Origin of the sequence: Streptomyces sp. NPDC006463 (assembly GCF_042870715.1) — a bacterium.
Lineage (GTDB): Bacteria > Actinomycetota > Actinomycetes > Streptomycetales > Streptomycetaceae > Streptomyces.
In genome coordinates this window covers 325782-350302 of record NZ_JBIAHP010000007.1, presented here as the reverse complement: position 1 = coordinate 350302, position 24521 = coordinate 325782, and the positions used below count along the sequence as shown (strand labels likewise).

Genomic DNA, 24521 nt, shown 5'->3' with positions numbered 1-24521 from the left:
TCCCGGTCTGCCGGGGTGCTGGGGCGCCGGGTCCGCCGGGCGCCGGGTCAGTCGGGCCTGCCGGGGCGCCGGGTCAGTCGCTGAAGCGGCCGAAGCGGCCCTTGTGGAAGAGGAGCGGGTCGCCCTCTCCCGCCGCGCCCATGGCCACGACCCGCCCGACCACGATGAGGTGGTCGCCCCCGGTGTGGACGGCGTGGATCCGGCAGTCGATCCAGGCGGGCACGGCGTCGAGCTGCGGGGACCCGGTGACCGGGGCCGGGGCGTGGGCCACCCCGGCGAACTTGTCCGCGCCGCTGACGGCGAAGGACCTGCACAGCTCGCCCTGCTCGGCGCCGAGGACGTTCACGCAGAACACCCCGGCGCGGGCGATCCGCGGCCAGGTGGTCGACGTACGGGCCACCATGAAGGTGACCAGGGGCGGGTCGAGGGACAGCGAGGCGAAGGACTGGCAGGCGAAGCCGGCCGGGCCGTCCTCGTCCTCGCCCGGCGGCGCGGTGATGACGGTGACCCCGCTGGCGAAGTTCCCGAGCACGGCCCGGAAATCGGCGGGAGAGACCGGCGCGCGCTCGTCCTCGCCGACGGCCCGCAGGTCCGGGCGCGGCGATACGTCCACGGGCTCCGGACCCGCCGCGGCGGAGGTGGGGGCGCCGACTGACCTGAGGTACCGGACGACGGTGGCCGCCATCCCTGCATGTCCCATCACATCGACGATTGAAGCTGACGGTTCGTCAGATTGGAAGGGGTGTGGCGTCCGCATCGCGTGGGACCCGCCCCCGCCTCTCGACGGTCAACTCCGTTGTGGCGAAAGAGACATGGCCCCCGCTCATGCCCGTGACGGTGCCTGTGTACAGTCGTCGCCAACGACAACGACGTCGGGGGCTGGGGTGGGCATGGGGAACGGTTTTCGCTACCGGGCCGAGCGGATCTCACTGGGCACGATGGCGGCGGCCGGCATCGCCGTCCTGGTCGCCGATCTCCTCGGGTGGCTCGACAAGATGGCCCCCGGGGGCACGCTCCCGAAGATCACGCTGCTCATCCTGAGCACGGTCACCCTGTTCCTCCTGATGGAGTTCGACCGCCTGAAGGTGCTCGACAACATCAACCGGCAGATCTCCGGGCTCACCATCGACGGCCTGACGGGCGACCTCCGGCGCCGGCACTACCTCGGCGTGGTCCAGGTGCACGAGTCCTTCCCCGAGCAGGCGTTCATCGGGCTCGTGCGATCCGCCCAACGCGAGGTGGCCGTTCTCCAGACCTGGATCCCCAACCTCACCAGCTTCAAGGACGAGCTGGCGCAGGCCGTCAGGGAGCGGCAGGTCGAGGTGAACATCTTGCTGCTGCATCCGTCGTCCCCCGTGGCGGGGCTGCGCGACGAGGCGCTGGGCAGCGAACCGAGCTCCGGGGTGGTGGACGTGGACGCGAGTCTGCGGATCCTCGGAGTGATCCACAGCCAGCTTCCGCCGGACCTCAGGGGCAAGCTGCGGGTGAAGGTCTACAACTCCCTGCCGTCGATCGCCGTGTACAAGGCCGATGAGCGCTATCTGGTCAGCTCGTTCCTGCACCGCCGGCTCGCGATCGAGTCCACCCAGACCGAGATCGAAGGGTGCGACACCGTGATGGGCCGGGAGGTCCAGAACGAGCTGAACACGTTGTGGGGCATCGGCAGCGATGTGGACCTCAGGGACTGGCACAGGTCGATCGAGAGCACCAATCAGTGATGCGGAAGAGGGGTTACGGTCGTGCGTGAACTGGACAGGTTCGAGGACGAACTGATCGAACGGTACGAGCAGCACCCGGTCCTGGCGAACATCGCGCTGCTCCCGGACGAGGACTTCGCCGCGATCCTGCTGCAGCGGCGCTTCCTCTCGCTGGCCTTCACGCCGGCCTACGACCTGGCGATCGATCTCCTGCGTGACGAGGTGGGGCTGCGGATCGCCCGGGTCATCCTGCGCGAGGAGTATCCGGACCGGCGCGGGAACACGCCCTCGCACCGCGAGGACATGACGCGGGACATGTCCGCACTCGGCGTCTCGCGGACCGATCTCGTCCACACGAGGCCGACGGCGGCGACGAAGCGGGCGATCGGCGACACCTTCGACCTGATCGCCGACGCGGGCACCCGTGACGACGCCGACCTGCGGCTGCTGACGGTCCTGCGCTTCTGGGGCGAGATCCTGGTGTCCGTCGAGTACGGGCGGCTGTGGCAGCGGATGGAACCCTCGCTGACCCGGGACGGCGAGAACCTCTCGCGCTTCTACCACCCGCACCACGTCCACGACGCCAAGACGCGCACGCTCACGGCCGGGGGAATGCTGTCCACGGCCCACCCCGACCGGCTGGCCACCCGGCTGAGGGAATTCCTGCTGAGCGGGGGCGAGGCGGCGGTCGACGCCTTCAAGGAGTCCGAGGAGCGGTCGCTCCAGGTCAAGGTGAGTTTCTACGACCAGTTCCTGCCGGCACTGGACCGCGTGGGGATCTGACGGACCCGGGGACGCACTCCGCGATCCCCACGCGGTCGTCCTCAGCCGGCCTCAGTCGATGCCGAGCACTCCGGCCTTCGCGAGGCTGTAGCCCAGCTCGGCCCTGCTGCGGCTGCCGAACAGCGACGAGGCGCGCTTGATGTGGGTGCCGATCGAGCGCGCGCTCAGACCGAGCCGCTTCGAAATGGCCTCGTCGGTGTGCCCCTTCACCATGAGTTCCAGAATCGTCCGCTGGATTTCATCGGTGAGCTGTGGCGGAAAATGGTGGGTCGCGTCGAACTCGATCGGGTCGGCCCGTTCCCAGAGCGCTTCGAACGTGCTGACAAGGTACTGAATCAAGCCATTATCGCGAATGGCCAGGGCACGCTGTTCATTTCCGTCGGACCCGAGTACCGGTATGAAGGCGACGGACCGGTCGCAGACGATCATCCGCTCGAAAGTCTCGCCGGTCGTACGTATTTCGGCCCCCGCGCTGGTGACTTGTTCCATGTAGCCGAGCGTCGGGCCGTGGGAGCGCACCGTGTGGCTGTAGAGGGTCCGCTGGTGGACGCCACGCGAGATCAGCGCCAGGTCGCGAGGAAGGGCGTCGGCGAGGGTCTCGGCCGGGCGGCCGCCTCGCGGGTGGGCGGTGAGCAGCTCGCCGTCGCAGGACTCCACGGCCAGCCGGATCGCCGCGCTGATCGTCTCGTGGCCGTGCACCGGCTGCACGTGGGTGTCCCATTGCTGCTGTTCGTGCTGGTAGACGGCTTCCATCGGGGCGAGTGAGGCGGTCACCGCGTCGAGCTCCGCCTGCAGCTTCTCAATGGCCTCGTCGATGGGCCGGGCCAGGGTGATGGCGGCGATCGAGGGTGGCACGGGGAGGTAGTGGTCGGGTGCCGCCTCCGCCGACGCGTCGCCCGGAGCTTCCGTGGCGCCTTGCGTGCGGCGTAACAGGCCGAGGTTGACCAGGCACCGGGGAACACGGCCCGACAGACCTCCTCTCCGCCACGCTTCGCGGTATTTGGCGACCCCCTCCTCGCAGACCGTTTTACAGGCCGTATCGTCCGAATTTGCCTCACAAATTCCCATTGTGAGCCCCCTTCTTGTTTCGGAAGTGCCGGATCATGATGCCTCGACTCGTTGATGCGGCGGGAGGGGGCAAGGCAGGATCAAATCCAGTCGGTGATCAAGAAGCGGCCCACGCAATCAATGGCGGGAGTGGCGACAGTGATGCGAATCATCTACTCGGGACCAAGGATTTCCTGTTTCCCTGAGATGGCCCTGTGGGAGATGGTCATGATTTCGGCCACCCGCGGTGGCGACTCCCGCCGGCCATGAGGAGCCCTGAAGCGGCCGCCGAGCGCATCGAACTCGATGCGTACCCGGCGTTGGGCGAGGTTCTGGCCAGGCTGGCGCAGGCGCGCCAGTTCATCGACGACGCGTACGACGCATACGGGCCGGACGGCCAACTGGCACGCGTCGCATTGCACCTGATCGACTGCGCGGCCGACGCCTCGGCCCTGCTGGGCAGCAGGGCCGGGGACCTGGAAGCGGCACGTGAGGCGCTGGGCACCGCCCGGTCCGCCGTGGTCGCCGCAACCTGCGCGGTGCGCCACACCCATGACGACATGAAAGCCACGACGCCATGAGCTGCCTGGCTGTTCACGTGAAGGGACGAGCATGATTACTGCGGGTCTGAAGCTGACCCAGAGCGGTGGTGTCGCGCTGCTGAACGGCGACAAGCTCGAGTTCAACGTCGAGATGCAGAAGCTGGACAACGGCCGCCGCTACAGCAACGTCGACGAACTCGACGACATCACCAAGATCCTTGCTCGCTACGGCTACGCCGTGGGCGACGTCGGCCAGTGGGTGATCGACGGCTGGGACGGCGCCGTCAACGGCCATGTCTCCACCCTCAGCGGCGGTGTTCCACTGGACCTGATGGTCGCGCCCTACCACGAGACCGGCAAGGTGCCCGATCCGGCCATGCCCGGCTACAGCGGGAAGATCGTCATCGCGGGCGAGTCCAAGGAGTACCAGAGCTACGTGCACGTGGCCAGCCACCTGGCGGCCGCGTACTGCACCAGCCCGTTCGCCCGTCGCGGCGAGCCGTCGATGGTCATGGTCTGGGACGGCGGCTGCTTCCCGAGGCTGTACTGCGTCGACGCGGACGGCCGGATCGAGCCGGGCGGCGAGGTCTTCCCGCTGATCGGCCACACGTACTCCATGGCCTCCCAGCACTGGGGCCCGTACGCCCGGAAGAACAAGTCCACGAACGTGGACGACCTTTCGGTGGCCGGGAAGATGATGGCGTACATCGCGCTGGGCACGCCCCGGGCGGAGATCAAGGCCGTCTTCAAGGAGCTGTTCCACGAGCACTTCGAGGCGGACACGCCCCGGGTGCGCGAGTACCGCGAGAAGATCATCGGCTGCGGTTCGACGGGCGAGCCCTCGCACGGCTACGTCCACGCCTTCCTCACGGAGGTGGCGGGGCGCACCGAGCAGATGGGCGTTTCCGACGAGGACGTCCTCGCGTCCGTCCACACGTTCATCGAGGAGCTCCTCCTGGAGCGGGTCGCCGCCAAGATCCGCGCGTGGAAGGGCGGCGAGGCGTGGAACCTGTGCTTCGCCGGCGGCTGCGCGCTGAACATCAAGTGGAACAGCGCGCTGCGCGCCCACCCGATCATCAAGGCCATGTGGGTGCCGCCGTTCCCCGACGACTCCGGCTCCTCGATCGGCACCGCCTGTCTGCGGGCCGCCGACGGCAAGGGCCTGCGGCCCCTCGAATGGGGCACCCGGCAGGGTCCCGAGCTGGTCCGCACCCCGCACGTGCCGCAGGGCTGGACCGTGTCGCCGTGCCGCCCCGAGGAGCTGGCCCGGCTCATCCACCACACCGGTGAGCCGGTCGTGCTGCTCAACGGCCCCGCGGAGCTCGGTCCCCGCGCGCTCGGGGCGCGCAGCATCATCGCGCCCGCCGTGGACCCGCAGATGAAGGTCCGGCTCAACGACGCCAAGAAGCGCGAGCACTTCCGGCCCGTCGCGCCGCTGTGCCTGGTCGAGCACGCGCCCACGATCTTCGACCCGGGCACGCCCGACCCGCACATGCTCTTCGAGCACCGGGTCCGCCCCGAGTGGGTCGACAAGGTGCCCGCGATCATGCACCTGGACGGCACCGCGCGGCTCCAGACCGTCAGCGTGGAGGACGACCCGACGCTGGCCGCGATCCTGCGCGAGTACCAGAAGTGGAGCGGCATCCCGGTGCTCTGCAACACCAGCGCCAACTACAACGGCCGCAGCTTCTTCCCCGACGTCGCCTCCGCGATCGAGTGGGGCCAGGTCGACATGGTGTGGTCCGAAGGCGTCCTGTACCGCCGGTCGGTCGGCCACGACGGCCGCCTCGGCAACGAGAAGTAGGAAGGGAGAGTCATGCCCCAGGCACCGCGCACCATGGTGATCTCCCTGCAGAAGGCCGGCACGCACCTTATGCAGGGACTCATGGTCAAGCTCGGCTACAAGATGACCGGTGTGCCCCGGCCCGTGCCCGGCAACACGCCCGAGTTCGACGACGCGCAGTTGCTGGAGATCGCCTCGATCACCCGCTCCCGCGAGGAGTACGAGGGGCTGCTCGGCCTCGACTCCGAGACGCTGCGCAAGGCGACCCGGGACGACTGGGCGGCCCTCGGCTGGCACTGGCAGCAGCGGCTCGGCCAGCGCGTCGTCAACCGGTACGGACAGACCCGCGTCGACTTCTCCCGCGAGGTCATCAGCAACCGGCACATCTCGTACTCGAAGTTCGCCGACACCCCGCGCGGACTGTGCTGGATCTTCCACGAGCTGGACATCGACAAGGTGGACGGCACCTTCCTCAGCGAGTGGGTGGCCACCGATGCCCCGCCGCTCGTCTTCAACTACCGCGACCCGCGCGACACGGTCATCTCGATGATCAACTTCCTTGAGGGACGCACCGCCGCCGGTTACGGCAACTTCTACGAGTTCGACGTCTTCCACAAGATCCTGGGATCCCTCCCCACGTGGGAGGAGAAGATCGACTACGCCCTGCGCGACCCTTCGTTCCTGGGCCGCGACCAGTTCGAGCGTTCCATGTGGCTGCTGCGCCACCCGGACGTGTGCAAGGTCCGCTTCGAGGACCTGGTCGGACCCAAGGGCGGCGGATCCCGCGAGCGCCAGGTGGACGCGCTGGGCCGGCTGCTCACGCACATCGGTTCGGGCGAGGACCCGGAGCAGGTCGCCGACAAGATCTACAACCAGGACTCCTGGAGCTTCTTCCGGGGCCGCTCCGGCGCGTGGCGCGAACACTTCACCGCGAACAACGTGGCGCGCTTCAACGAGCAGTTCGGTGATCTCCTCGAACAGTACGGCTACGAGTGATGGACGACGCCGCCCGTGACCGCCCCCGCGCCTTCGTCCTCCTCGGCGGGCTCCGCGTCATCCTGCGGAACTGGCGCTACCTGACCGAGCTGGAACAGCGAGGCATCGCACCCCTCGTCCTGACCTCCGAGCAGTGGCGCGAGGAGACCTCGCGCCAGATGGCGTCCGGGCTGCGGCCCGGCTCGCTCATCGCGGAGGCCGGATTCGTCACCGGCACGGTGGGGACGGAAGGGGGCTTCACGGGCGGCGTCGTCGCACAGGTCATGGCCTGGCGCGAGCGCTACGACATCGTCGGAGTGTTCGCGGCTGGCGAGATGCTCGTCGAGCAGACCGGCATCGTCGCCGACCTGCTCGGCCTGCCCTCACCCGGTCTGCGGGCCACGCGGGTCTGCCGCAACAAGTACCTCCAGCGCGCCTACCTCTCCGAGTGGAGCCCGCGCACCGTGGTGATCCCGCCCGGCGGGCGCGAGGGCGCACCGTACGACACGGTCCGCTTCCCGGCGGTGCTCAAACCGTCGGGCCGCCGCGAGAGCTCCGGCGTGCGGGTGGTCGAGGACCGGGAGCAGCTCCTGGACCTGATCTCCGGCGACGGCTACGCGCCGGCGGAGACCCTGCTCGTGGAGGAGCAGGTCACCGGCCAGGAGTACTCGGTCGAAGCGCTGATCCAAGGCGGGCGGATCGTCTTCGAGTCGGTGACGCACAAGCGCACCAACGAGGAGTCGACCGACTTCTTCGTAGAACTGGGCCACACCGTCCCCGCGCCCCCGTCCCCGGACAACGAGCGTCTGCTCGCCGCCAACCGGGCCATGGTGGAGCGCCTCGCCTTCGAGAACGGCATCGTCCACACCGAGCTGAGGCTGACCGGCGACGGCCGCGTCGTCCTGATGGAACTGGCGGCGCGCACGCCCGGGGACGGACTGCTGCCGCTGTACCACCTCGCCACCGGCCGGCCCGTGGAACCGGACATCCTGCGGATCGCGCTGGGCGAGCCGGTGAGCCGGACCGCGCCCGTACGGTACGCCCGGCAGGTGTACCTGGAGACGGCGCACGGCGTACTGGAGGACGTGAAGGTACGCCACCCGCAGGCGACCGACGTGACCTGGACCGCGAACGGCGAACCCTGGCCCGAGATCGAGCCGGGCGACCCCGACGGGCCCGCCGCCCTGCGGGCGGTGCTCGCGCTCAAGCGCCGCGGCTCACGCGTCGGCCCGCTCACCGAGTCCGGGGACCGCGTGGTCACCTTCCTCATCGACGCACCGACGGTGGCCGAACTGGACCGCCTGGAGGCTGACGTACGTGCTTCCATCGAGGTCTCGATCGCCCCGGCACAGCCGTGACGGCGACCGGGTCCGTCACGGTATGGAAAGGGAAAGCCAGACATGTGGATCGTTGAACTCGCCTTCACCCAGGCCCCCGAGCGGCTCGCCGCGCGCCCCGCGCACCGCGAGAAGCTGACCGCTCTGCACGAGAAGGGCCTGCTGAGGATGGCCGGCCCGCTCGCCGACGACTCGGGCGCGGTGCTCGTGTTCGACGTCCCGGACCGGCCGGCACTCGACGAACTCATCGCCGCCGACCCGTACTTCCGGACCGAAGGCGTCACCCTGCGGCAGTCGCGGGAGTGGCAGCCCTTCATCAACTGACGACGAGGACCACAGGAGGGGGAGGGGACCATGGAGGAGAACCGGCAGACCTCGGCGGCGGCGCACGAGCCCCGCTCACTGATGCGGCTCGGCGTCTTCCGCAGGCTGTGGATCGGGGACGCGGTGTCCCGGCTGGGATACCAGGTCGCCCTCTTCCTCTTCCCGCTGCTGGCGGTCGTCGAACTGCACAGCAGCGGCGCCCAGGCGGGACTGGTGTCGGCATCGCAGTTCGTGCCGGTGGTCGTCCTCTCCCTCGTCGCCGGAGTGTTCGCGGACCGCGCGCCCACCCGCACGCTCATCGTGGTGTGCACCGTGGTGCGCGGCGCCGCGCTCGCCCTGCTCGGCGTCGGATACGCCCTGTTCGGCCTGAACCTGTGGATGCTCCTCGCGATCGCCTTCGTCGTGGGATCGGCCACCGTCTTCTACGACATCGGATACCAGTCGGCCGTACCCAAACTCCTCAAGCCCGCGGAACTGGCGGAGGGCAACGGCATCCTCCAGGCCAGCACCTCCGCGACCCAGATGGCCGGGCCCGCGCTCGCCGGCGTCTTCGTCCAGCTCGCCGGGCTGCCGTTCGCGGTCACGGTGACCTGCGCCCTGTTCGCCGGCGCGGGGATCAGCTTCTGGTCGCTGCGGATCGCGGAGGACGCGGTGCCGCCGCCGTCCCGGCCGGGCGGCCGCGCGCTGCTCGCCGGGCTCAAGTTCACCTGGACCTGCCGGCCCATCCGGGACCTGTGCGTCCAGTCCGGTCTCTTCAACCTGCACGAACAGGCCTTCCTCACCGCCTTCATGATCTACGGGGTGCGGCAGGCGGACCTGTCCACCGGCGCCGTCGGCCTGATCATCGGCGTCGCCAGCATCGGCGCGCTGGCCGGCTCGGTGGGCGTGGGACGCCTGGCCTCCCGGCTGCACGCGGGGAAGACCCTCACGACCGGGCTGCTGATCGCCTCCGGCTCACTGCTGCTCGGCCCGCTGCTCTCGGGGCTGCTGCCACCGGTCGTGGCGTACGGCCTGGCGTTCCTCAGCAACGGCCTGGCGCTGGGCGCGTACAACGTCTACGTGATGAGCCTGCGGCAGACCATCCCGCCGCGGGAGTTCCTCGGCTCGGTGACCGCCAGCTACCGGCTGGTGGCCCTCGGGCCCAATCCGCTGGGGGCCCTGATCGGCGGCGCTCTCGCCGACGCACTGGGGGCGGGTGACGCGCTGCTGGTCATCGCCGTCTCGCTCGCGGTGTCCTCGCTACCACTGCTGGCCTCGCCCGTCAAAGGCGTACGCCGGGTCGAGGAGGCGGGGGCGGACCTGCGGGCCTACGTACCGGCCCCCGCCGCCCAGCAGCCGCAGCCGGTACAAGAACGGGAAGGGTGACCGGTGGACACGCACCTGTACGACAGCGCGGCGCACCCGACGACCGCGCAGTGGGAAGCACTGTACGGCCGCGGGCGCGCCGACCGCGGCCACGGATACGCCCGGTTCCGGGAACGCGTGGAAGCCGGCCCGCCCGCCCTCGTCACGGCCGCGGACGACACCGGGTGGTGCGCCGCACTGCACGGCGCGGTGACGACACCGGCGTCGGCGCTCTTCAGTCACCCCTGGAAACTGCTCACCGCCGAGCAACTGCGCCGGCCCGAGGAGTACGGCGGGCAGCAGGCGCGCGAGACCCACGCCGAACTGCTGCGGGCGGTCACCGGTGAGGCCGCCGGGCCGGCCGGTGCGGTCCCCGACGCCGCCGCGCTCACAGCCGCGCTCGGCGAGGCCGTCGTCTTCCGTGGCTTCGACTCGACCGAGGCCGGACTGCGCGAGGGCCTGGACGCACCGGCTCGGCGCCGCGCGCTGCACGCGCTGCTGGCGCACACCCAGGACGCCGTGCGGGGCGGGCTCGCCGGGGCGGTCTGCCTGCCCTACGTACGTCCGCAGGACACGGACCTGCGGACGGCCTTGGCAGAGCTCGGATTCCGCCCGGCCGTGCTGACGGGCGTCTCGGACTTCGACCTCAGCGCGGTCTCCTCGTACGACTCGTACCTGGACGCGCTCCCCAGCCGCCGTCGCCGCATGTACCGCAAGGAGGAGCAGGCCGTGGCCGACTCCGCCCTCAGCCTCGGCGTGTGGCCCCTGGACGGCAACGTGGAGCGGGTCGTGGAGCTGGAGACCCGCAACATCGCCAAGCACGGCGGGCGCCCGGACCGGGAGGCACTGATCGCCGCCCGGTCCGCCATGGCGGGCCTGCTGGGCGACCACCTCCGGGTCCCGGTCGCCGTCCGGACCGGCGCGGGGGACGGCGAACTGGTCGCCTGCGGGATCCACATGGCCGACGACGACAGCTACTGCATCCTCATGTACGGGGCGGACGAAACCGTCTCCGACGCCGGCCCCGTCTACCCGTGCCTGACCTTCTACGAGCCGCTGCGCCACGCGGCGGACCACGGGCTGCGCACCGTACGTCTCGGATTCGAGGCGTTCAGCGCCAAGCTGCGGCGCGGTGCGCGGCTCTCCCCTCGGGAGACCTGGCTCTGGACCCCCGACGCCGACCGGCTCGCCGCTCTGCACCGGGTCATGGAGTTCCTCTCCGCCCGGACCTCGACGCACTTCGAGCGTCTCACCGGTCAAACCGCCTAGGACAGAAAGAGGTCGACCGAACATGGTGGTACGTCATGGGCTGCAGCACGACGCCCGGCCGGACACGACCCGCGCCGCCTCGGCCAGGCCGTGCGACTGCGGTGTGACGGTGTGGCTGACCGGACTGCCGAGCGCGGGCAAGTCGACGATCGCGGAGGTGCTCGCCGAGCGGCTGCGCGCCGAGGGATGCCGGGTGGAGGTGCTGGACGGCGACGCGGTGCGCGAGACGCTGTCGCAGGGGCTCGGCTTCTCGCGCACCGACCGCGACACCCACGTGCGGCGGATCGGCATGGTGGCCGAGGTGCTGGCGCGCAACGGGGTGATCGTCCTCGTGCCGGTCATCGCACCGTACGCGGACAGCCGGGCGGCGGTCCGCGAGCGGCACGCCAAGAGCGACACCCCCTACCTGGAGGTGCACGTGGCCACTCCGGTCGCGACCTGCTCGGAGCGTGACGTGAAGGGCCTGTACGCCAAGCAGCGCGACGGCGAGATCTCCGGCCTGACCGGGGTCGACGATCCCTACGAGGTGCCGGTGGCGCCCGACATGCGCATTCCGGCGCACGCCCAGTCGGTGGCCGAGTCGGCCTCGATGCTGCTGGGCCTGCTGGCCGAAAGGCACTTCCTCCGATGACCCCGCCGATACCGGCGGCGGCCGCCATGGCGGGCCCGTCGTCCGAAACGCCGCGGCAGCTCGGTCACCTCGACGCTCTTGAGTCGGAGGCCGTGCACATCTTCCGTGAGGTGGCGGGTGAGTTCGAGAAGCCGGTGATCCTGTTCTCCGGCGGCAAGGACTCCATCGTTATGCTGCACCTGGCGCTGAAGGCGTTCGCGCCGGCGCCGGTGCCCTTCACGCTGCTGCACGTCGACACGGGTCACAACTTTCCCGAGGTGCTGGAGTACCGCGACCGCACGGTCGAGAAGCACGGGTTGCGCCTGCACGTGGCCTCCGTCCAGGAGTACATCGACGCGGGCAAGCTCCGCGAGCGCCCGGACGGTACCCGCAACCCGCTGCAGACCGTCCCCCTCACCGAGGCGATCCAGCAGCTGAAGTTCGACGCCGTGTTCGGCGGCGGCCGCCGTGACGAGGAGAAGGCCCGCGCCAAGGAACGCGTCTTCTCCCTGCGTGACGAGTTCTCCCAGTGGGACCCGCGCCGCCAGCGCCCCGAGCTGTGGCAGCTCTACAACGGCCGCCACGCCCCCGGCGAACACGTGCGCGTCTTCCCGCTCTCCAACTGGACCGAGCTGGACGTGTGGCAGTACATCGCCCGCGAGGGCATCGAGCTGCCGGAGATCTACTTCGCCCACGAGCGCGAGGTGTTCCTGCGCAACGGCATGTGGCTGACGGTCGGCGAGTGGGGCGGCGCCAAGGAGGGCGAGGTCCCCGAGACCCGCCTGATCCGCTACCGCACCGTCGGTGACATGTCCTGCACCGGAGCCGTCGACTCCGACGCCACCACGCTGGACGCCGTGATCGCCGAGATCGCCGTCTCCCGCCTCACCGAGCGGGGCGCGACCCGCGCCGACGACAAGATGTCCGAGGCCGCGATGGAAGACCGCAAGCGCGAAGGGTACTTCTAGAAATGACCTCCACCACCGAGCAGTTCGCCGATCTGTCGGCGACCACGCTGCTGCGCTTCGCGACCGCCGGCTCCGTCGACGACGGCAAGTCCACCCTGGTCGGCCGTCTCCTGCACGACTCCAAGTCGGTCCTGACCGACCAGATGGAGGCCGTCCAGGCGGTCTCCGCCCAGCGCGGCCAGGAGGCACCCGACCTCGCGCTCCTCACCGACGGCCTGCGGGCCGAACGCGAGCAGGGCATCACCATCGACGTCGCCTACCGCTACTTCGCCACCGCCCGGCGCCGGTTCATCCTCGCCGACACCCCCGGGCACGTGCAGTACACCCGCAACATGGTCACCGGCGCGTCCACCGCCGACCTGGCGGTGGTCCTGGTCGACGCCCGCAACGGCGTGATCGAGCAGACCCGCCGCCACGCCGCTGTCGCGGCCCTGCTGCGCGTCCCGCACGTGGTGCTGGCCGTGAACAAGATGGACCTGGTGGGCTACCGGGAGACGGTCTTCGCGTCGATCGCGCAGGAGTTCACCGCCTACGCCACCGGCCTGGGCGTCCCGGGCTGGGGGTCTGGGGGGCGCCCCCAGGAAGAGTGGTGTACCGCGATCCCGATCTCGGCGCTGGCCGGGGACAACGTGGTCGAGCCGTCCGCGAACATGGACTGGTACGGCGGCCCCACCGTGCTGGAGCACCTGGAGACCGTCCCGGTCAGCCACGACCTCACCGCCTGCCCGGCCCGTTTCCCGGTGCAGTACGTGATCCGCCCGCAATCCGCCGAACACCCCGACTACCGCGGCTACGCCGGCCAGATCGCCTCCGGCGTGCTGCGCGTCGGCGAGCCGGTCACCGTCCTGCCCTCGGGCCGCACCAGCACCGTCGTCGGCATCGACGCGCTCGGCGAGTCCGTGGACATCGCGTGGGCACCGCAGTCGGTGACCCTGCGCCTGGCGGACGACATCGACATCTCACGCGGCGACCTGATCGCACCCACCGCGAGCGCCCCGGCCACCACCCAGGACGTCGAAGCGACCGTCTGCCACGTCGCCGACCAGCCCCTGGCCGTCGGCGCCCGCGTCCTGATCAAGCACACCACCCGCACCGTCAAGGCCATCGTCAAGGAGATCCCCTCCCGGCTCACCCTCGACGACCTGTCCCAGCACCCCGATCCCGGACAGCTCGTCGCCAACGACATCGGCCGCGTCGTCGTCCGCACCGCCGAGCCCCTCGCGCTCGACGCGTACGCCGACTCCCGCCGCACCGGATCCTTCCTCCTGATCGACCCCGCCGACGGGACCACCCTCGCGGCAGGCATGGCCGGCGAATCCTTCGCCCCGAACCCCGGGGGTGGCGCCGGTGCGCTCTCCTAGCGGACGGACCGCAGCGGCCCGGATCGTCCTGACGGCGCTGCTGATCGCGGCGCTGGCAGGCTGCGGATACGGCTCGCGCGCCAAGGACCGCGCACGGCACGAGCCGCTCGCCGTGGCCGGCACGGGCAAGCCGCTGTCCGCGTCCGCCGTCAGGATCGGCTACTTCGCCAACCTCACCCACGCCACCGCCCTGCTGGGCACCCGCGAGGGCATGTTCGCAGCCGAGCTGGGCGGTACGAAGCTGAGTACCCAGGTCTTCAACGCGGGACCCTCCGAGATCGAGGCGCTCAACGCCGGGTCGGTCGACATCGGCTTCATCGGCCCGTCGCCCGCGGTCAACGGCTACGCGAAGTCCCGGGGAAAGGCGCTGCGCGTCATCTCCGGCGCGGCCTCCGCAGGCGTCTCCCTAGTCGCCGACCCGAAGAAGACCGAGCGGGCGGGCAACGGGCTCGCGGGCAAGAGGATCGCCACCCCCCAGCTCGGCAACACGCAGGACGTCGCGCTCCTCGCCTACCTCGCGGAGCAGGGATTCACCGTCGACGCCACCACCGGCCGGGGCGACGTGAACGTGGTGCGGGCGGACAACAAGGAGATACCCGGGCTCTTCGAGCGGGGCAGCATCGACGCCGCGTGGGTGCCCGAGCCGACCGCGTCGCTGCTGGTCGCCAAGGGCGGCAGGCGACTCCTTGAGGAGAAGGACCTCTGGCCCGGCGGGGACTTCGTCACGACGAACGTGATCGTCTCGCAGAAGTTCCTCGCCGAGCACCCCGACGTGGTCGAGGCGGTGCTGCGCGGCTCCATCCGTACGAACGACTGGATCGCCGGCCACCCGCAGGAGGCGAAAGTGCGCATCAACAGTGCCCTGGCGGAACTCACCGGCAAGCCCCTGCCCGAGGACGTGCTGGGCGCGGCGTTCGGGGGCCTGAGGTTCCTGCACGACCCGCTGGCTTCCACACTGCGCACCCAGGCGCAGCACGCCGTGGCGGTGGGCCTGCTGGAGGACCCCGACCTGCGGGGGATCTACGACCTGAGGCCGCTCAACAACGCGCTGCGGTCGCTGAACCGGCCGGAGATCGACGAGGCGGCGGCCGGTCTGGGGCCCGTCCGATGAACGAGGCCGCCGTACGCGTCGAACACATGTCGATGTCGTTCCCCGCGCCCGCCGGGGAACTGCTCGTCCTCGACGACATCAACCTCGCGGTCGCCGCCGGTGAGTTCGTCACCGTCCTCGGTGCGTCCGGTTGCGGCAAGTCCACCCTCCTGAACCTGATCGCCGGGCTCGACCGCCCGACGGCCGGGGCCATCGACGTGGTGGGCGAGCGCCCGGCGCTGATGTTCCAGGAGCACGCCCTGTTCCCCTGGCTCACCGCGGGCCAGAACATCGAACTGGCGCTGAAGCTGGCCGGCCGGGCCAAGCCCGCGCGACGGGCGGAGGCGCAGCGGCTGCTCGAACTGGTCCGGCTCCAGGACGCCTTCGGCAAGCGCGTGCACGAGCTGTCGGGCGGCATGCGCCAGCGCGTCGCCCTGGCCCGCGCACTCGCCCAGGACAGCGGGCTGCTCCTGATGGACGAGCCGTTCGCCGCGCTCGACGCCATCACCCGGGACGTGCTGCACGGCGAACTCACCCGCATCTGGGAGGTCGCGAACAAGAGCGGCTCCGCCGCGGGCTCGCTGTCCGTCCTCTTCGTCACCCACAACGTGCGCGAGGCCGTACGGCTCGGCCAGCGGGTGGTCCTGCTGTCCTCGCGGCCCGGCCGGATCGCCCAGGAGTGGGTCGTGGACATCGAGCAGCCGCGCCGCATCGAGGACGCCGCCGTAGCGGAGCTGTCCGTCGAGATCACCGAACAGCTCCGGAAGGAGATCCGCCGCCATGGTCAGCACTGACATCAGGCGCAGGCGCGAGGCCGGTGATCTCGCGGGCCTGGAGGCCGGACTCGACGCGCTGGAGACCGGCCTGGTCCCCGCTCGCCGGTCCACACTGCGGCGCACCCTGCGCACGCGGCTGCTGCCCCCGCTGATCGCCGTCGCCCTGCTCCTCGCCGTGTGGCAGCTGGCCTGCGAGGCGGAGCTCAAGCCCCGCTACCTGCTGCCGGCGCCGATCGACGTGTGGCGGGCGCTGCAGGACCAGTGGTACGAGGGAACGATCCTGGGGGTCGTCGGCGAGAGCGTCTGGCGCGGCGCGCTCGGCTTCGCCGTCGCGGCCGTCATCGCGACGCCGCTCGGCCTGCTGGTCGGCCGCGTCGCACCGGTACGGACGGCGATCGGCCCGATCCTGTCGGGGCTCCAGTCGCTTCCCTCGGTGGCCTGGGTGCCCGCCGCCATCGTCTGGTTCGGCCTGACGGACGCCACGATCTACGCGGTGGTGCTGCTCGGAGCGGTGCCGTCCATCGCCAACGGCCTGATCTCCGGCATGGACCAGGTGCCCCCGATCTATCTGCGTGCGGGACGCACCATGGGCGCGACCGGCCTCGCCGGGGTGCGCCACGTACTGCTCCCGGCCGCGGTCCCCGGCTACCTGGCCGGCCTCAAGCAGGGCTGGGCCTTCTCCTGGCGCTCGCTCATGGCCGCCGAACTCATCGCCAGCTCTCCGGACCTGGGGATGGGACTGGGGCATCTGCTGGAGAACGCCCGGGTCAACCAGGACATGCCGCTGGTCCTGGCGTCGATCCTGCTGATCCTGCTCGTGGGGGTCGGGATCGAGCTGCTGGTGTTCGCGCCCCTGACCCGCAGGGTGCTGCGCGGGCGCGGGCTGTCGGACGGATGACGGACACGAGAGGGAGCTCGATGACGTACGACGATCACGCCTGCGCGGCCGACCTGGCGGAGCGCGCGGGAGGCGTTCTCATGGAACTGCGGGCCAAGGCCGGATTCGCGGATCCCGCCGCCTTGCGCGGGGCGGGGGACCGGGCGGCGCAGGAGTTCCTCGCGCGGGAACTGGCGGCCCGTCGGCCCGGCGACGCGGTGCTCTCCGAGGAGGCGGCCGACTCCGCCGCCCGGCTCACCGCGCCCCGGGTCTGGATCATCGACCCGCTCGACGGCACCCGCGAGTACGCCGAGGACGGCCGGGACGACTGGGCCGTCCATGTCGCCCTCTGGGAGGGGGACCGGCTCGCGGCGGGCGCCGTCGCCCTGCCCGCCCGGGGCCGGGTGCTCGCCACCGGGACCGGGCTGTCGGTGCCCGCGCCGGTGTCCGGGGCGGCCGGCGCCCCGCTGCGCATCGCGGTGAGCCGAACACGGCCGCCCGCGTCGGTCGAGAAGCTCGGCGCCGCGCTGGGCGCCGAGATGGTTCCGATGGGCTCCGCCGGCGTCAAGATCTCGGCCGTCGTCCTCGGCATGGTCGACGCCTACGTCCACGGCGGCGGTCAGTACGAATGGGACTCCGCCGCGCCGGTCGCCGTGGCGCTGTCTGCCGGGGCCCACGCCTCGCGGCTCGACGGATCCCCGCTGCGCTACAACCGGCGCGACCCCCGGCTGCCGGACCTGCTCGTCTGCCGCAAAGGCCTGGAGGAGACCTTGCTGAAGGAGATCGCGCGGCTGGAGTGGTGAGCCTCGCGGTTCCCCCCAACGGGTGAATCCACCGCCCCGCCGGGGGAAGTGCGGGCGGGCGGCAGCGGACGGTCGGCATCGTGGCCCGGGTCGTCGTCCACCCCACCCGCAGGAGGAACCATGCTCGGCACCGACTTCCGTACCGGATCACCCAACTGGCTCGATCTCGGCAGCCCCGACACCGACGCCGCAGCGCGCTTCTACGGCGCCGTCTTCGGCTGGCGCTTCGAATCGGCCGGGCCCGAGGCGGGCGGGTACGGCTTCTTCAAGGCGGCCGGGAAGACCGTCGCCGCGCTGGGCCCCCTCACCGAGGAGGGGGCCACGTCCGCGTGGATGGTCCACTTCATGAGCCGCGACATCCAGGCCACCACCAAGGCCGTCAGGGACGGCGGCGGACGGGTGCGGATGGAGCCCATGGACGTCATGGGCGAGGGCTGGCTGGCGCAGTTCACCGACCCGCAGGGCGCCGATTTCGCGGCCTGGCAGCCCGGGAAGACCGGCGGGCTGGAGCTGGCCTCCGCCGAGAACTCCCTGGTGTGGGTGGAGCTGCACGTCCCGGACCCGGTCGCCGCCATCGCCTTCTACTACGGGCTGTTCGGGTGGCGTCACGAGGAGATGGAGGCGCCCGGGATGACGTACCGGGTGCTGAGCCTCGCCGAGGGCGACAAGCAGCAGACGTCCTTCGGCGGGGTCGCGGAGCAGGGTGAGGGCGCGGGTGGCGGGTCGGCCATGGTGCCGCGCTGGGTGCCGTACTTCCACGTGGGCGACGTGGACGCCACCGTCTCGGCGATCGAGGGCAACGGCGGGGCGGTGCTCATGCCCGCGGCGGACGTACCGGACGTCGGCCGCATCGCGTGGGCCTCGGACCCGGCGGGCGCCGTGTTCGCGCTGCTGAAGCCCAGCCCGCGGATGTAGCCCGCCGGGGCACGCTCAGCGGCCGAGGTACTTGGGCGTGCGGCGCTCCACGAAGCTGCTCACGCCCTCGTTGGCGTCGGCCGTGGTCATGTTGAGCTCCTGGGCGGTGGCCTCGGCGGCCAGCGCGGTCGCCCGGTCACTGTCCAGGGAGGCGTTGACCAGCTGCTTCGTCATGGCGAGGGCCCGGGTGGGGCCCTGGGCGAGGCGCTCGGCCCAGTCGCGGGCGGTGGCCTCCAGCTCCTCGGCCGGGACCACCTTGTTGACCAGGCCGAGGCGCTCGGCCTCGGCCGCCGGGACGGCGTCGCCGAAGAACATCAGCTCCTTGGCCTTCTGCGGGCCGACCAGGCGGGGCAGCAGGTACGCCCCGCCGCCGTCTGGGACCAGGCCGCGGCGGACGAACACCTCGATGAAACGGGCCGGTTCGGCGGCGATGACCAGGTCGCAGGCGAGCGCGAGGTGGGCGCCGATACCGGCGGCCGTGCCGTTGACGGCGGCGAGGACCGGCTTCTCGCAGTCGAGGACCGCGGTGATCAGGCGCTGCGCGCCGAGGCGGATCATGCGGGCGACGTCGCCGGCGACGCGTTCGCCGGCGGCGGGGCCGCCCCGCAGGTCGGCGCCTGCGCAGAAGCCCTTGCCGGTGGCGGTGATGACGACGGCGCGGACGTCGGGGTCGGCGGAGGCGTCGGCGAGCAGCGCGATGACGCGTTCGCGCTGTTCCCAGGTGACGGCGTTCATGGCGTCGGGGCGGTTCAAGGTGATCCAGGAGACGCCGTTGTCCAAGCGGTGCAGGACTTCGTCCGCAGGGGCGCTGGTCATGTTCCGAACTCCCGTTCTGCTTAGGGTGGTTGATGCCGCGCCATGGGTGCGGGTCGGCGCTGCGCGGAACACCGGTGGTGGCCCGCGCGGGGTCAGCGGCAGATGGCGAGCGCGTCCAGCGCCACCGCCCCCTGCCCGCGGGGAAGGACCATCAGCGGGTTGATGTCCAGCTCGGACAGCTCGTCGCCGAGCTCCAGCGCCATCCGCTGGATCCGCAGGATGACCTCCACCAGGGCGTCGACGTCGGCCGGCGCCGCCCCCCGTACGCCCTCCAGCAGCGCGTGCCCCCGGAGTTCCGTGAGCATCCGGCGCGCCTGGTCCTCACCGAACGGCGGCACGCGGACCGCCGCGTCGTGCAGGACCTCCACGAGGACCCCGCCGAGGCCGACGGTGACCGTGGGACCGAAGAGGTCGTCCTGGGTGACGCCGACGACCATCTCCACGCCCCGCTCGACCATCTGGCAGACCAGGATGCCGTCCAGCGGGATGTTCTCGTAGCGGGCTATGTCGGTGAGCTCGCGGTACGCGTCGCGGATCTGGCTGGCGGAGGTCAGGCCGATCTTGACCAGGCCGAGTTCGGTCTTGTGGCCGAGCTGGGGGCCCGAGGCCTTCATGACGACCGGGTAGCCGACCAGACCGGCCGCGCGGACGGCCGCCGCCGCGCTCGTCACCAGCTGCTCGCGCGGGACCCGTATCCCGTACGCCCGCAGCAGCTGCTTCGCCGCGTGCTCGCTGAGCTGCTGGCCCGGGCGCATCAGGGCCTGCGCCTTGCGGTACGAGGGGGAGGGCGTGCGCGGGGCCTCGTCGAAGGGGGAGCGGTAGGCCGCGGTGAAGCGGTGGTGGCCGAGGTAGGCGCGCACCGCGGTGATGCAGTTGCCGAAGGTACGGAAGGTGGCCACGCGGGAGGAGCCGAGCAAGGTGGTCCGGTAGGCCTCCTCGGTGCCGACCGGGGAGCCCCAGATCACGCAGATGAGCTTGTCCGTGGCTTCGGCGGCGTCCACCAGGTCCTGGGCGAGCTTGTCGCTCATGGGCGGGAAGGGGCCGGTGATCGGGCAGATCAGCACGCCGACGGACGGGTCGGCGAGGATCGCGTCGATGATCTTGCGGCCGCGCCAGTCGCCGACGGGGTGGCCGCCGTTGTCGACCGGGTTGGCGACGTTCAGGTACTCCGGGATCCACTGGTGGAGCTCGTCCTGCTTGGCCCGGGAGAGGGCGGGGAGGGTCAGGCCCGCCTCGGAGGCGAGGTCGGAGAAGTGGGCCCCGGTGCCGCCGGAGATGGAGTAGACGACCACGCCGTCGGCCTTGGGCTTGCGGGCGCGGGCCAGGAGCGCGGCCGTGTCCTGGAGTTCGTCCAGGCCGTCGACGCGGATCACGCCGAACTGGCGCATGGCGGCGTCCACGACGGTGTCCGCGCCGGTCAGCTTCCCCGTGTGGGAGGCGGCCATCCGGGCCCCGGTCTCGGTGCGGCCGACCTTGACGGCGACGACCGGGACCCCGTTGCGGGCCGCCCGGTCGGCGGCGAGCAGGAAGGACCGGCCGTCCTTGAGGCCTTCGACGTAGCAGGCGATGGCCCCGACCTCGGGCTGCTCGGCGAAGTAGGAGATGAAGTCGGAGGTCTCCAGGTCGGCCTCGTTGCCGGTCGGCGCCCAGTGGGAGAGGCGGATGCCCAGCTCCTGGAGGGTGTAGACGGGCCGACCCTGGTGCCCGGACTGGGTGATCAGGGCTATGGCCGGGCCGTCGAGGTCGTCGCGGAACTCCTCGAAGGCGTTGAGGTTCGTGTTGGGGCCCAGCAGACGCAGGCCGGAGCGGCCGACGGCGGCCGCGAGGCGGTCCTGGGCGGCGGCGCCCGCGTCGCCGGTCTCGGCGAAGCCGGAGGCGAAGGCGACGGCGAACTTCACCTTGGTCTCGGCGAGCTCCTCGATCACGGGGAGCGGGTCGGCGACGAGCAGGACGGCGAGGTCCACCTGTTCGGGCAGGGCCGCGACCGAGGGCGCGCAGGGCAGCCCGAAGACGCTCTCGCGGGTCGGGTGCACGGGGTGGATCCGGGCGCCGACGCGCTGCGCCCAGGCGATGAGCTGGCGGGTGATGCCGGTGTTCGGTCTGCCCTCGGCGTCGGAGGCGCCGACGACGGCGACCGATTCGGGCCGGAAGAACCGGTCCAGGTCGGGGGCGTCGGATTGCAGGGGCCGCCCGCTGACGTCCACGGCGACCGCGTCCTCGGGGGTCGGTGCCGCGGTCGAGTGGACGGCCGTCCTGGGGGACTCCCCGCAGGCCTCGACACGTGCGCGGAAGTCGGTGGTGAGGGTGCCGTGAGTAGATCCAAGCATCGTTCCGCCCGCTCCTGCTCGATGAACCTCGATGGAACCTCAATAACTGACGCGTAGTCAGATTACTGAACTGACGTGCCGTCAGGAACAGGGCTGCGCAGGAAAGCTGGTGGAGGTGGTGTGTAAAACGGTGGCAGATTTCCTCTGGTGGGGTCCAGAGTGCCGTTCAGGCCGCCCTGCGCAGATGCCGCTGCACGGCCTTGGCGATCTTCTCGGCGTCCAGGGCGAGCTCCCGCAGCATCCCGCTGATCGGGTTCGTGAACCCGGTGAAGTACAGGCCGGGGGCCTGGGCAGGGGTGCCGGCGCCGTGCGTCCGGGGCCGTCCGCGCTCGTCGAGCACGCCGTCCAGGTGGCCCACCAGGCCCTCCAGTGCGCGGCGGTATCCGGTCGCCGCGACCACCGCGTCCGGGGTGATGCGCGAGCCGTCCGCGAGTACGACCTCGGCGCCGTCGAAGGCCTCGACGGCCGCGACCGGCTCGACCCGCCCGGCGCGGACCGCCTCGATCAGGCCGACGTCCTGGACCGGGATCGCCCCCTCCTTGACCCTGCTGTACAGGCCGGGGCCGGGGCGCGGGAGCCCGTACGCCGACAGGTCGGGGACGGAGGCCTTGGCGACGGGCACGCACAGCCGGTCCACGAGCCGCACGGGCAGCCGGCGTACGAGGATCCCCGTGCGCTGGGCCGGCCAGCCCGCGGTGGAGCGGCGCACGATGTGCGGCGCGGTGCGTACGGCGAGCCGCACCCGGGCGGCCCCGCCCTCGGTGAGGTCGACGGCTATCTCGGCGCCGGTGTTGCCGACGCCGACGACGAGCACGTCCTGGCCGGCGTAGGGCTGGGGGTTGCGGTAGTCGGCGGCGTGCAGCAGCCGTCCGGTGTAGGTGTCCCGGCCCGGCAGGTCGGGCAGCACGGGCGTGTGGTTGAACCCGGTGGCGACGACCACGGCCGCTGCGGTGAGCACCCGCCCGCCGCTCGCGTGCAGGGTCCAGCCGCCGTCCGCCTCGCGCTCGATCCGGCTCACTTCGACGCCGGTGACGATCTCCAGCTCGTGGAACTCGGCGTACTTCTCCAGGTACCGCACCACGTTGTCGCGGGCGACCCAGCGGCCGAAGCGGCGCGGCATGGCCAGACCCGGCAGGGCCGAGAGCCGTCGCGTGGTGTGCAGGTGGAGCCGGTCGTAGTGACGCCGCCAGGAGGCGCCGACCTCGTCGGACTTCTCCACGACCACGGCGCGGACCCCGCGGGCGCGCAGCGCGGCGGCGGCGGCGAGACCGCCGGGACCGCCGCCGATGACGTACACGGGGCGGGGCTGGGTGGTCATGTCGGGTGCTGTGGGGACTCCTGGCATGAGGTGTGATCGTATCGCCACGCTGGGTTGATGGGTCTCGGACGAGGAGGGAATCGATTGCGGATCGGTCACGGACCCCGGCGTGCCGGGATACTGCTGCGGTGCTTCTGACGTACATCGCGGAAATAGCGGACGAGCCCCTCGTGCTGGACCCGGCCGACCGGCGGGCCGAGAGGGACACCAACACCTGGTGGCTGAGCGCGCAGGACGAGGACCGGCGGTCCCTGTCGGTCGCCGACGTGGCCGCCGCCTTCGAGCGGACGGCCGGAGCCATCCGGCGCCGCGTCCTCGAACGGGGCTTCGTGGGGGCGGCGACGTTCTACGTCTGGCACGACCAGCAGGCCGGCCAGCTGCGCTGCTCGACCGGGTCGGTGGCCGCGGACGAGCTGCCGTTCGGGGGCGCCTACCTGCCCGTCACCGACCTCGGGCCCGTCGTGGAGGGCTTCCTCGCCGACGAGGATCCCGGCCTCATCGCCTGGTCGGAGCTCGACGACGTAACGGATCACGCCGAGCCCGAGTTCCCGCCCTTCCCGGTCTGGGTCCGTGATGTCGCGGCGCCCGACCCCGGCCGGGCCCTTGCGTGATCGCCTCCGATCCGCTGAACTGACGTACCGTCAGATCGATTGGGTGGGTGAGGGTGGGATGCAGACCATCTGGCTCAGTGGGGCAGAGTGGCTCGCCGTGCTCCGGATAGGCCTCGGCCTGTGGTGGCTGGAGAGCTGGCGGCACAAGGACAAGAAGGGCTGGTTCGAGCGGGGCACCGGCATCGCCTGGGCCGCCGACGTCGCGGGCAAGCACCGCTGGACCTTCGTCAAGGGCGGCTTCGAGCTGGTCGTGGGGCCGCGGCCGAAGGTGATGGCGTACATCGTCGTCTACGCGGAACTCGCCCTCGGGCTGGGCCTGGTGTTCGGGTTCCTGACCCCGGTCGCGCTGATCGGCGGGCTGCTGCTGAACCTGCTCTACCTCGTCCTGATGATCCACGACTGGGCCGAGCAGGGCCAGAACGCCATGATGGCGCTCATCTCGCTCGTCGCGCTCTTCGCGATGGCCTGGCAGACCTGGTCCCTCGACGCGGCGATCGGACTGTTCCTGTGAACGCACCCGCGAGCGCCGTACGGTACGACCTCCCCGAGGCGGACGACTTCACCCGCCCCTATTGGGACGCGGCCGCCGAGGGCCGGCTCCTGCTGCGCCGCTGCGCGCAGTGCGGGCGGGCGCACCACTACCCGCGGGAGTTCTGCCCGTTCTGCTGGGCGGGGGAGGACCGGGTGGCGTGGGAGGCGGCGAGCGGCCGGGCGACCCTCTACACCTGGTCGGTGATCCACCGCAACGACCTCCCGCCGTTCGGCACGCGCGTCCCGTACACGGCGGCGGTCGTCGACCTGGCCGAGGGCCCGCGGATGATGACGGAGGTCGTCGGCTGCGGGGCGGCGGACCTGCGCATCGGCATGCCGCTCACGGTCACCTTCCGCGAGGTGGCGGACGGGGTGTGGGTGGCGGTCTTCCGCCCGGCGGACTGACCCCGGGGGCCA

Annotated in this window: 25 protein-coding genes; 20 read left to right on the top strand and 5 right to left on the bottom strand. The window is 71.3% G+C overall.

Going from position 1 to position 24521, the window contains the following annotated elements; genetic code table 11:
- Positions 1–73: 73 nt before the first annotated feature.
- Positions 74–685 (bottom strand): flavin reductase family protein, encoded by a 612-nt coding sequence (locus ACFYOB_RS15970; RefSeq protein ID WP_388560251.1) that lies wholly within the window; start codon positions 683–685, stop codon positions 74–76.
- 205 nt (positions 686–890) lie between these two features.
- On the opposite strand from ACFYOB_RS15970, the gene ACFYOB_RS15965 reads away from it, so the two are divergent.
- Together ACFYOB_RS15965 and ACFYOB_RS15960 are read left to right on the top strand one after the other, a co-directional pair.
- A complete protein-coding gene (locus tag ACFYOB_RS15965; RefSeq protein ID WP_388560184.1) occupies positions 891–1718 on the top strand; it encodes a hypothetical protein in 828 nt (275 codons plus the stop codon).
- A gap of 21 nt (positions 1719–1739) precedes the next feature.
- A complete protein-coding gene (locus tag ACFYOB_RS15960; RefSeq protein WP_388560182.1) occupies positions 1740–2480 on the top strand; it encodes a hypothetical protein in 741 nt (246 codons plus the stop codon).
- A 51-nt stretch (positions 2481–2531) separates the two neighbouring features.
- Here the strand turns inward: ACFYOB_RS15960 and ACFYOB_RS15955 are convergent, their stop codons facing one another.
- A complete protein-coding gene (locus ACFYOB_RS15955; protein WP_388560180.1) occupies positions 2532–3335 on the bottom strand; it encodes a LuxR C-terminal-related transcriptional regulator in 804 nt (267 codons plus the stop codon).
- A 458-nt stretch (positions 3336–3793) separates the two neighbouring features.
- Between ACFYOB_RS15955 and ACFYOB_RS15950 the strand changes: the two genes are divergently transcribed.
- The 15 genes from ACFYOB_RS15950 (at position 3794) to ACFYOB_RS15880 (ending at position 18501) form a co-directional block, all read left to right on the top strand.
- Complete coding sequence (locus ACFYOB_RS15950) at positions 3794–4108, top strand: hypothetical protein (protein WP_388560178.1); 315 nt, start codon at positions 3794–3796, stop codon at positions 4106–4108.
- 31 nt (positions 4109–4139) lie between these two features.
- A complete protein-coding gene (locus ACFYOB_RS15945) occupies positions 4140–5873 on the top strand; it encodes a carbamoyltransferase N-terminal domain-containing protein (protein WP_388560176.1) in 1734 nt (577 codons plus the stop codon).
- Between the two features lie 12 nt (positions 5874–5885).
- Positions 5886–6848: a hypothetical protein gene (locus ACFYOB_RS15940; RefSeq protein ID WP_388560174.1), complete on the top strand. Its 963-nt coding sequence runs from the start codon at positions 5886–5888 to the stop codon at positions 6846–6848.
- Positions 6848–8185: an acetyl-CoA carboxylase biotin carboxylase subunit family protein gene (locus ACFYOB_RS15935; RefSeq protein ID WP_388560172.1), complete on the top strand. Its 1338-nt coding sequence runs from the start codon at positions 6848–6850 to the stop codon at positions 8183–8185. Before ACFYOB_RS15940 ends, ACFYOB_RS15935 begins: the two co-directional genes overlap by 1 nt.
- 42 nt (positions 8186–8227) lie before the next feature.
- The gene (locus ACFYOB_RS15930; protein ID WP_388560170.1) at positions 8228–8488 is read left to right on the top strand and encodes a YciI family protein; all 261 of its coding nucleotides are present in this window, start codon (positions 8228–8230) and stop codon (positions 8486–8488) included.
- Positions 8489–8518: 30 nt separating this feature from the next.
- Complete coding sequence (locus ACFYOB_RS15925) at positions 8519–9853, top strand: MFS transporter (protein ID WP_388560168.1); 1335 nt, start codon at positions 8519–8521, stop codon at positions 9851–9853.
- A gap of 3 nt (positions 9854–9856) precedes the next feature.
- Positions 9857–11101, top strand: coding sequence for a GNAT family N-acetyltransferase (locus ACFYOB_RS15920; RefSeq protein WP_388560166.1), 1245 nt, complete (start codon positions 9857–9859; stop codon positions 11099–11101).
- A gap of 22 nt (positions 11102–11123) precedes the next feature.
- Complete coding sequence (gene cysC, locus ACFYOB_RS15915; protein WP_388560165.1) at positions 11124–11732, top strand: adenylyl-sulfate kinase; 609 nt, start codon at positions 11124–11126, stop codon at positions 11730–11732.
- 26 nt (positions 11733–11758) lie between these two features.
- Positions 11759–12679 carry a sulfate adenylyltransferase subunit CysD gene (gene cysD / locus ACFYOB_RS15910; RefSeq protein WP_388560249.1) on the top strand — a complete coding sequence of 307 codons (921 nt, stop codon included), beginning with the start codon at positions 11759–11761 and terminating at the stop codon, positions 12677–12679.
- Positions 12680–12681: 2 nt separating this feature from the next.
- Positions 12682–14040: a sulfate adenylyltransferase subunit 1 gene (locus ACFYOB_RS15905; RefSeq protein ID WP_388560163.1), complete on the top strand. Its 1359-nt coding sequence runs from the start codon at positions 12682–12684 to the stop codon at positions 14038–14040.
- Positions 14018–15151 carry an ABC transporter substrate-binding protein gene (locus tag ACFYOB_RS15900; protein WP_388560161.1) on the top strand — a complete coding sequence of 378 codons (1134 nt, stop codon included), beginning with the start codon at positions 14018–14020 and terminating at the stop codon, positions 15149–15151. Before ACFYOB_RS15905 ends, ACFYOB_RS15900 begins: the two co-directional genes overlap by 23 nt.
- Positions 15148–15924 carry an ABC transporter ATP-binding protein gene (locus tag ACFYOB_RS15895; protein ID WP_388560159.1) on the top strand — a complete coding sequence of 259 codons (777 nt, stop codon included), beginning with the start codon at positions 15148–15150 and terminating at the stop codon, positions 15922–15924. Before ACFYOB_RS15900 ends, ACFYOB_RS15895 begins: the two co-directional genes overlap by 4 nt.
- Complete coding sequence (locus tag ACFYOB_RS15890) at positions 15911–16804, top strand: ABC transporter permease (protein ID WP_388560157.1); 894 nt, start codon at positions 15911–15913, stop codon at positions 16802–16804. The genes ACFYOB_RS15895 and ACFYOB_RS15890 overlap by 14 nt, the downstream gene beginning before the upstream one ends.
- 20 nt (positions 16805–16824) lie before the next feature.
- A complete protein-coding gene (locus tag ACFYOB_RS15885) occupies positions 16825–17586 on the top strand; it encodes a 3'(2'),5'-bisphosphate nucleotidase CysQ (protein WP_388560155.1) in 762 nt (253 codons plus the stop codon).
- Positions 17587–17706: 120 nt separating this feature from the next.
- Positions 17707–18501, top strand: coding sequence for a VOC family protein (locus ACFYOB_RS15880; protein WP_388560153.1), 795 nt, complete (start codon positions 17707–17709; stop codon positions 18499–18501).
- A 15-nt stretch (positions 18502–18516) separates the two neighbouring features.
- On the opposite strand, the gene ACFYOB_RS15875 is transcribed toward ACFYOB_RS15880, so the two are convergent.
- The 3 genes from ACFYOB_RS15875 to ACFYOB_RS15865 all read right to left on the bottom strand — a co-directional run bounded on the left by ACFYOB_RS15875 (position 18517) and on the right by ACFYOB_RS15865 (position 22962).
- Positions 18517–19317: an enoyl-CoA hydratase/isomerase family protein gene (locus ACFYOB_RS15875; protein ID WP_388560151.1), complete on the bottom strand. Its 801-nt coding sequence runs from the start codon at positions 19315–19317 to the stop codon at positions 18517–18519.
- A gap of 92 nt (positions 19318–19409) precedes the next feature.
- Positions 19410–21644 carry an acetate--CoA ligase family protein gene (locus ACFYOB_RS15870; protein ID WP_388560149.1) on the bottom strand — a complete coding sequence of 745 codons (2235 nt, stop codon included), beginning with the start codon at positions 21642–21644 and terminating at the stop codon, positions 19410–19412.
- Positions 21645–21810: 166 nt separating this feature from the next.
- Positions 21811–22962, bottom strand: a complete 1152-nt coding sequence (locus ACFYOB_RS15865; RefSeq protein ID WP_388560147.1) for a flavin-containing monooxygenase — start codon at positions 22960–22962, stop codon at positions 21811–21813.
- A gap of 128 nt (positions 22963–23090) precedes the next feature.
- Here ACFYOB_RS15865 and ACFYOB_RS15860 point away from each other — a divergent pair, with 128 nt between their 5' ends.
- From ACFYOB_RS15860 to ACFYOB_RS15850, 3 genes are read left to right on the top strand one after another with little or no spacing between them, the layout of a single operon-like run.
- Positions 23091–23573, top strand: coding sequence for a hypothetical protein (locus tag ACFYOB_RS15860; protein ID WP_388560145.1), 483 nt, complete (start codon positions 23091–23093; stop codon positions 23571–23573).
- A 58-nt stretch (positions 23574–23631) separates the two neighbouring features.
- Positions 23632–24084, top strand: coding sequence for a DoxX family protein (locus ACFYOB_RS15855; protein WP_388560143.1), 453 nt, complete (start codon positions 23632–23634; stop codon positions 24082–24084).
- Positions 24081–24509, top strand: coding sequence for a Zn-ribbon domain-containing OB-fold protein (locus tag ACFYOB_RS15850; protein ID WP_388560141.1), 429 nt, complete (start codon positions 24081–24083; stop codon positions 24507–24509). The genes ACFYOB_RS15855 and ACFYOB_RS15850 overlap by 4 nt, the downstream gene beginning before the upstream one ends.
- The last annotated feature ends 12 nt before the right edge of the window (positions 24510–24521 follow it).

Excerpts from the sequence above, each read along its gene's own strand:
- ACFYOB_RS15940 (WP_388560174.1), top strand. The coding sequence starts at position 5,886 with ATGCCCCAGGCACCGCGCACCATGGTGATCTCCCTGCAGAAGGCCGGC.
- ACFYOB_RS15865 (WP_388560147.1), bottom strand. The coding sequence starts at position 22,962 with ATGACCACCCAGCCCCGCCCCGTGTACGTCATCGGCGGCGGTCCCGGC.
- ACFYOB_RS15925 (WP_388560168.1), top strand. The coding sequence starts at position 8,519 with ATGGAGGAGAACCGGCAGACCTCGGCGGCGGCGCACGAGCCCCGCTCA.
- ACFYOB_RS15880 (WP_388560153.1), top strand. The coding sequence starts at position 17,707 with ATGCTCGGCACCGACTTCCGTACCGGATCACCCAACTGGCTCGATCTC.
- ACFYOB_RS15945 (WP_388560176.1), top strand. The coding sequence starts at position 4,140 with ATGATTACTGCGGGTCTGAAGCTGACCCAGAGCGGTGGTGTCGCGCTG.
- ACFYOB_RS15935 (WP_388560172.1), top strand. The coding sequence starts at position 6,848 with ATGGACGACGCCGCCCGTGACCGCCCCCGCGCCTTCGTCCTCCTCGGC.
- ACFYOB_RS15890 (WP_388560157.1), top strand. The coding sequence starts at position 15,911 with ATGGTCAGCACTGACATCAGGCGCAGGCGCGAGGCCGGTGATCTCGCG.
- cysD (WP_388560249.1), top strand. The coding sequence starts at position 11,759 with ATGGCGGGCCCGTCGTCCGAAACGCCGCGGCAGCTCGGTCACCTCGAC.
- ACFYOB_RS15930 (WP_388560170.1), top strand. The coding sequence starts at position 8,228 with ATGTGGATCGTTGAACTCGCCTTCACCCAGGCCCCCGAGCGGCTCGCC.
- ACFYOB_RS15885 (WP_388560155.1), top strand. The coding sequence starts at position 16,825 with ATGACGTACGACGATCACGCCTGCGCGGCCGACCTGGCGGAGCGCGCG.
- ACFYOB_RS15855 (WP_388560143.1), top strand. The coding sequence starts at position 23,632 with ATGCAGACCATCTGGCTCAGTGGGGCAGAGTGGCTCGCCGTGCTCCGG.
- cysC (WP_388560165.1), top strand. The coding sequence starts at position 11,124 with ATGGTGGTACGTCATGGGCTGCAGCACGACGCCCGGCCGGACACGACC.
- ACFYOB_RS15870 (WP_388560149.1), bottom strand. The coding sequence starts at position 21,644 with ATGCTTGGATCTACTCACGGCACCCTCACCACCGACTTCCGCGCACGT.
- ACFYOB_RS15895 (WP_388560159.1), top strand. The coding sequence starts at position 15,148 with ATGAACGAGGCCGCCGTACGCGTCGAACACATGTCGATGTCGTTCCCC.
- ACFYOB_RS15905 (WP_388560163.1), top strand. The coding sequence starts at position 12,682 with ATGACCTCCACCACCGAGCAGTTCGCCGATCTGTCGGCGACCACGCTG.
- ACFYOB_RS15970 (WP_388560251.1), bottom strand. The coding sequence starts at position 685 with ATGGCGGCCACCGTCGTCCGGTACCTCAGGTCAGTCGGCGCCCCCACC.
- ACFYOB_RS15965 (WP_388560184.1), top strand. The coding sequence starts at position 891 with ATGGGGAACGGTTTTCGCTACCGGGCCGAGCGGATCTCACTGGGCACG.
- ACFYOB_RS15875 (WP_388560151.1), bottom strand. The coding sequence starts at position 19,317 with ATGACCAGCGCCCCTGCGGACGAAGTCCTGCACCGCTTGGACAACGGC.
- ACFYOB_RS15950 (WP_388560178.1), top strand. The coding sequence starts at position 3,794 with ATGAGGAGCCCTGAAGCGGCCGCCGAGCGCATCGAACTCGATGCGTAC.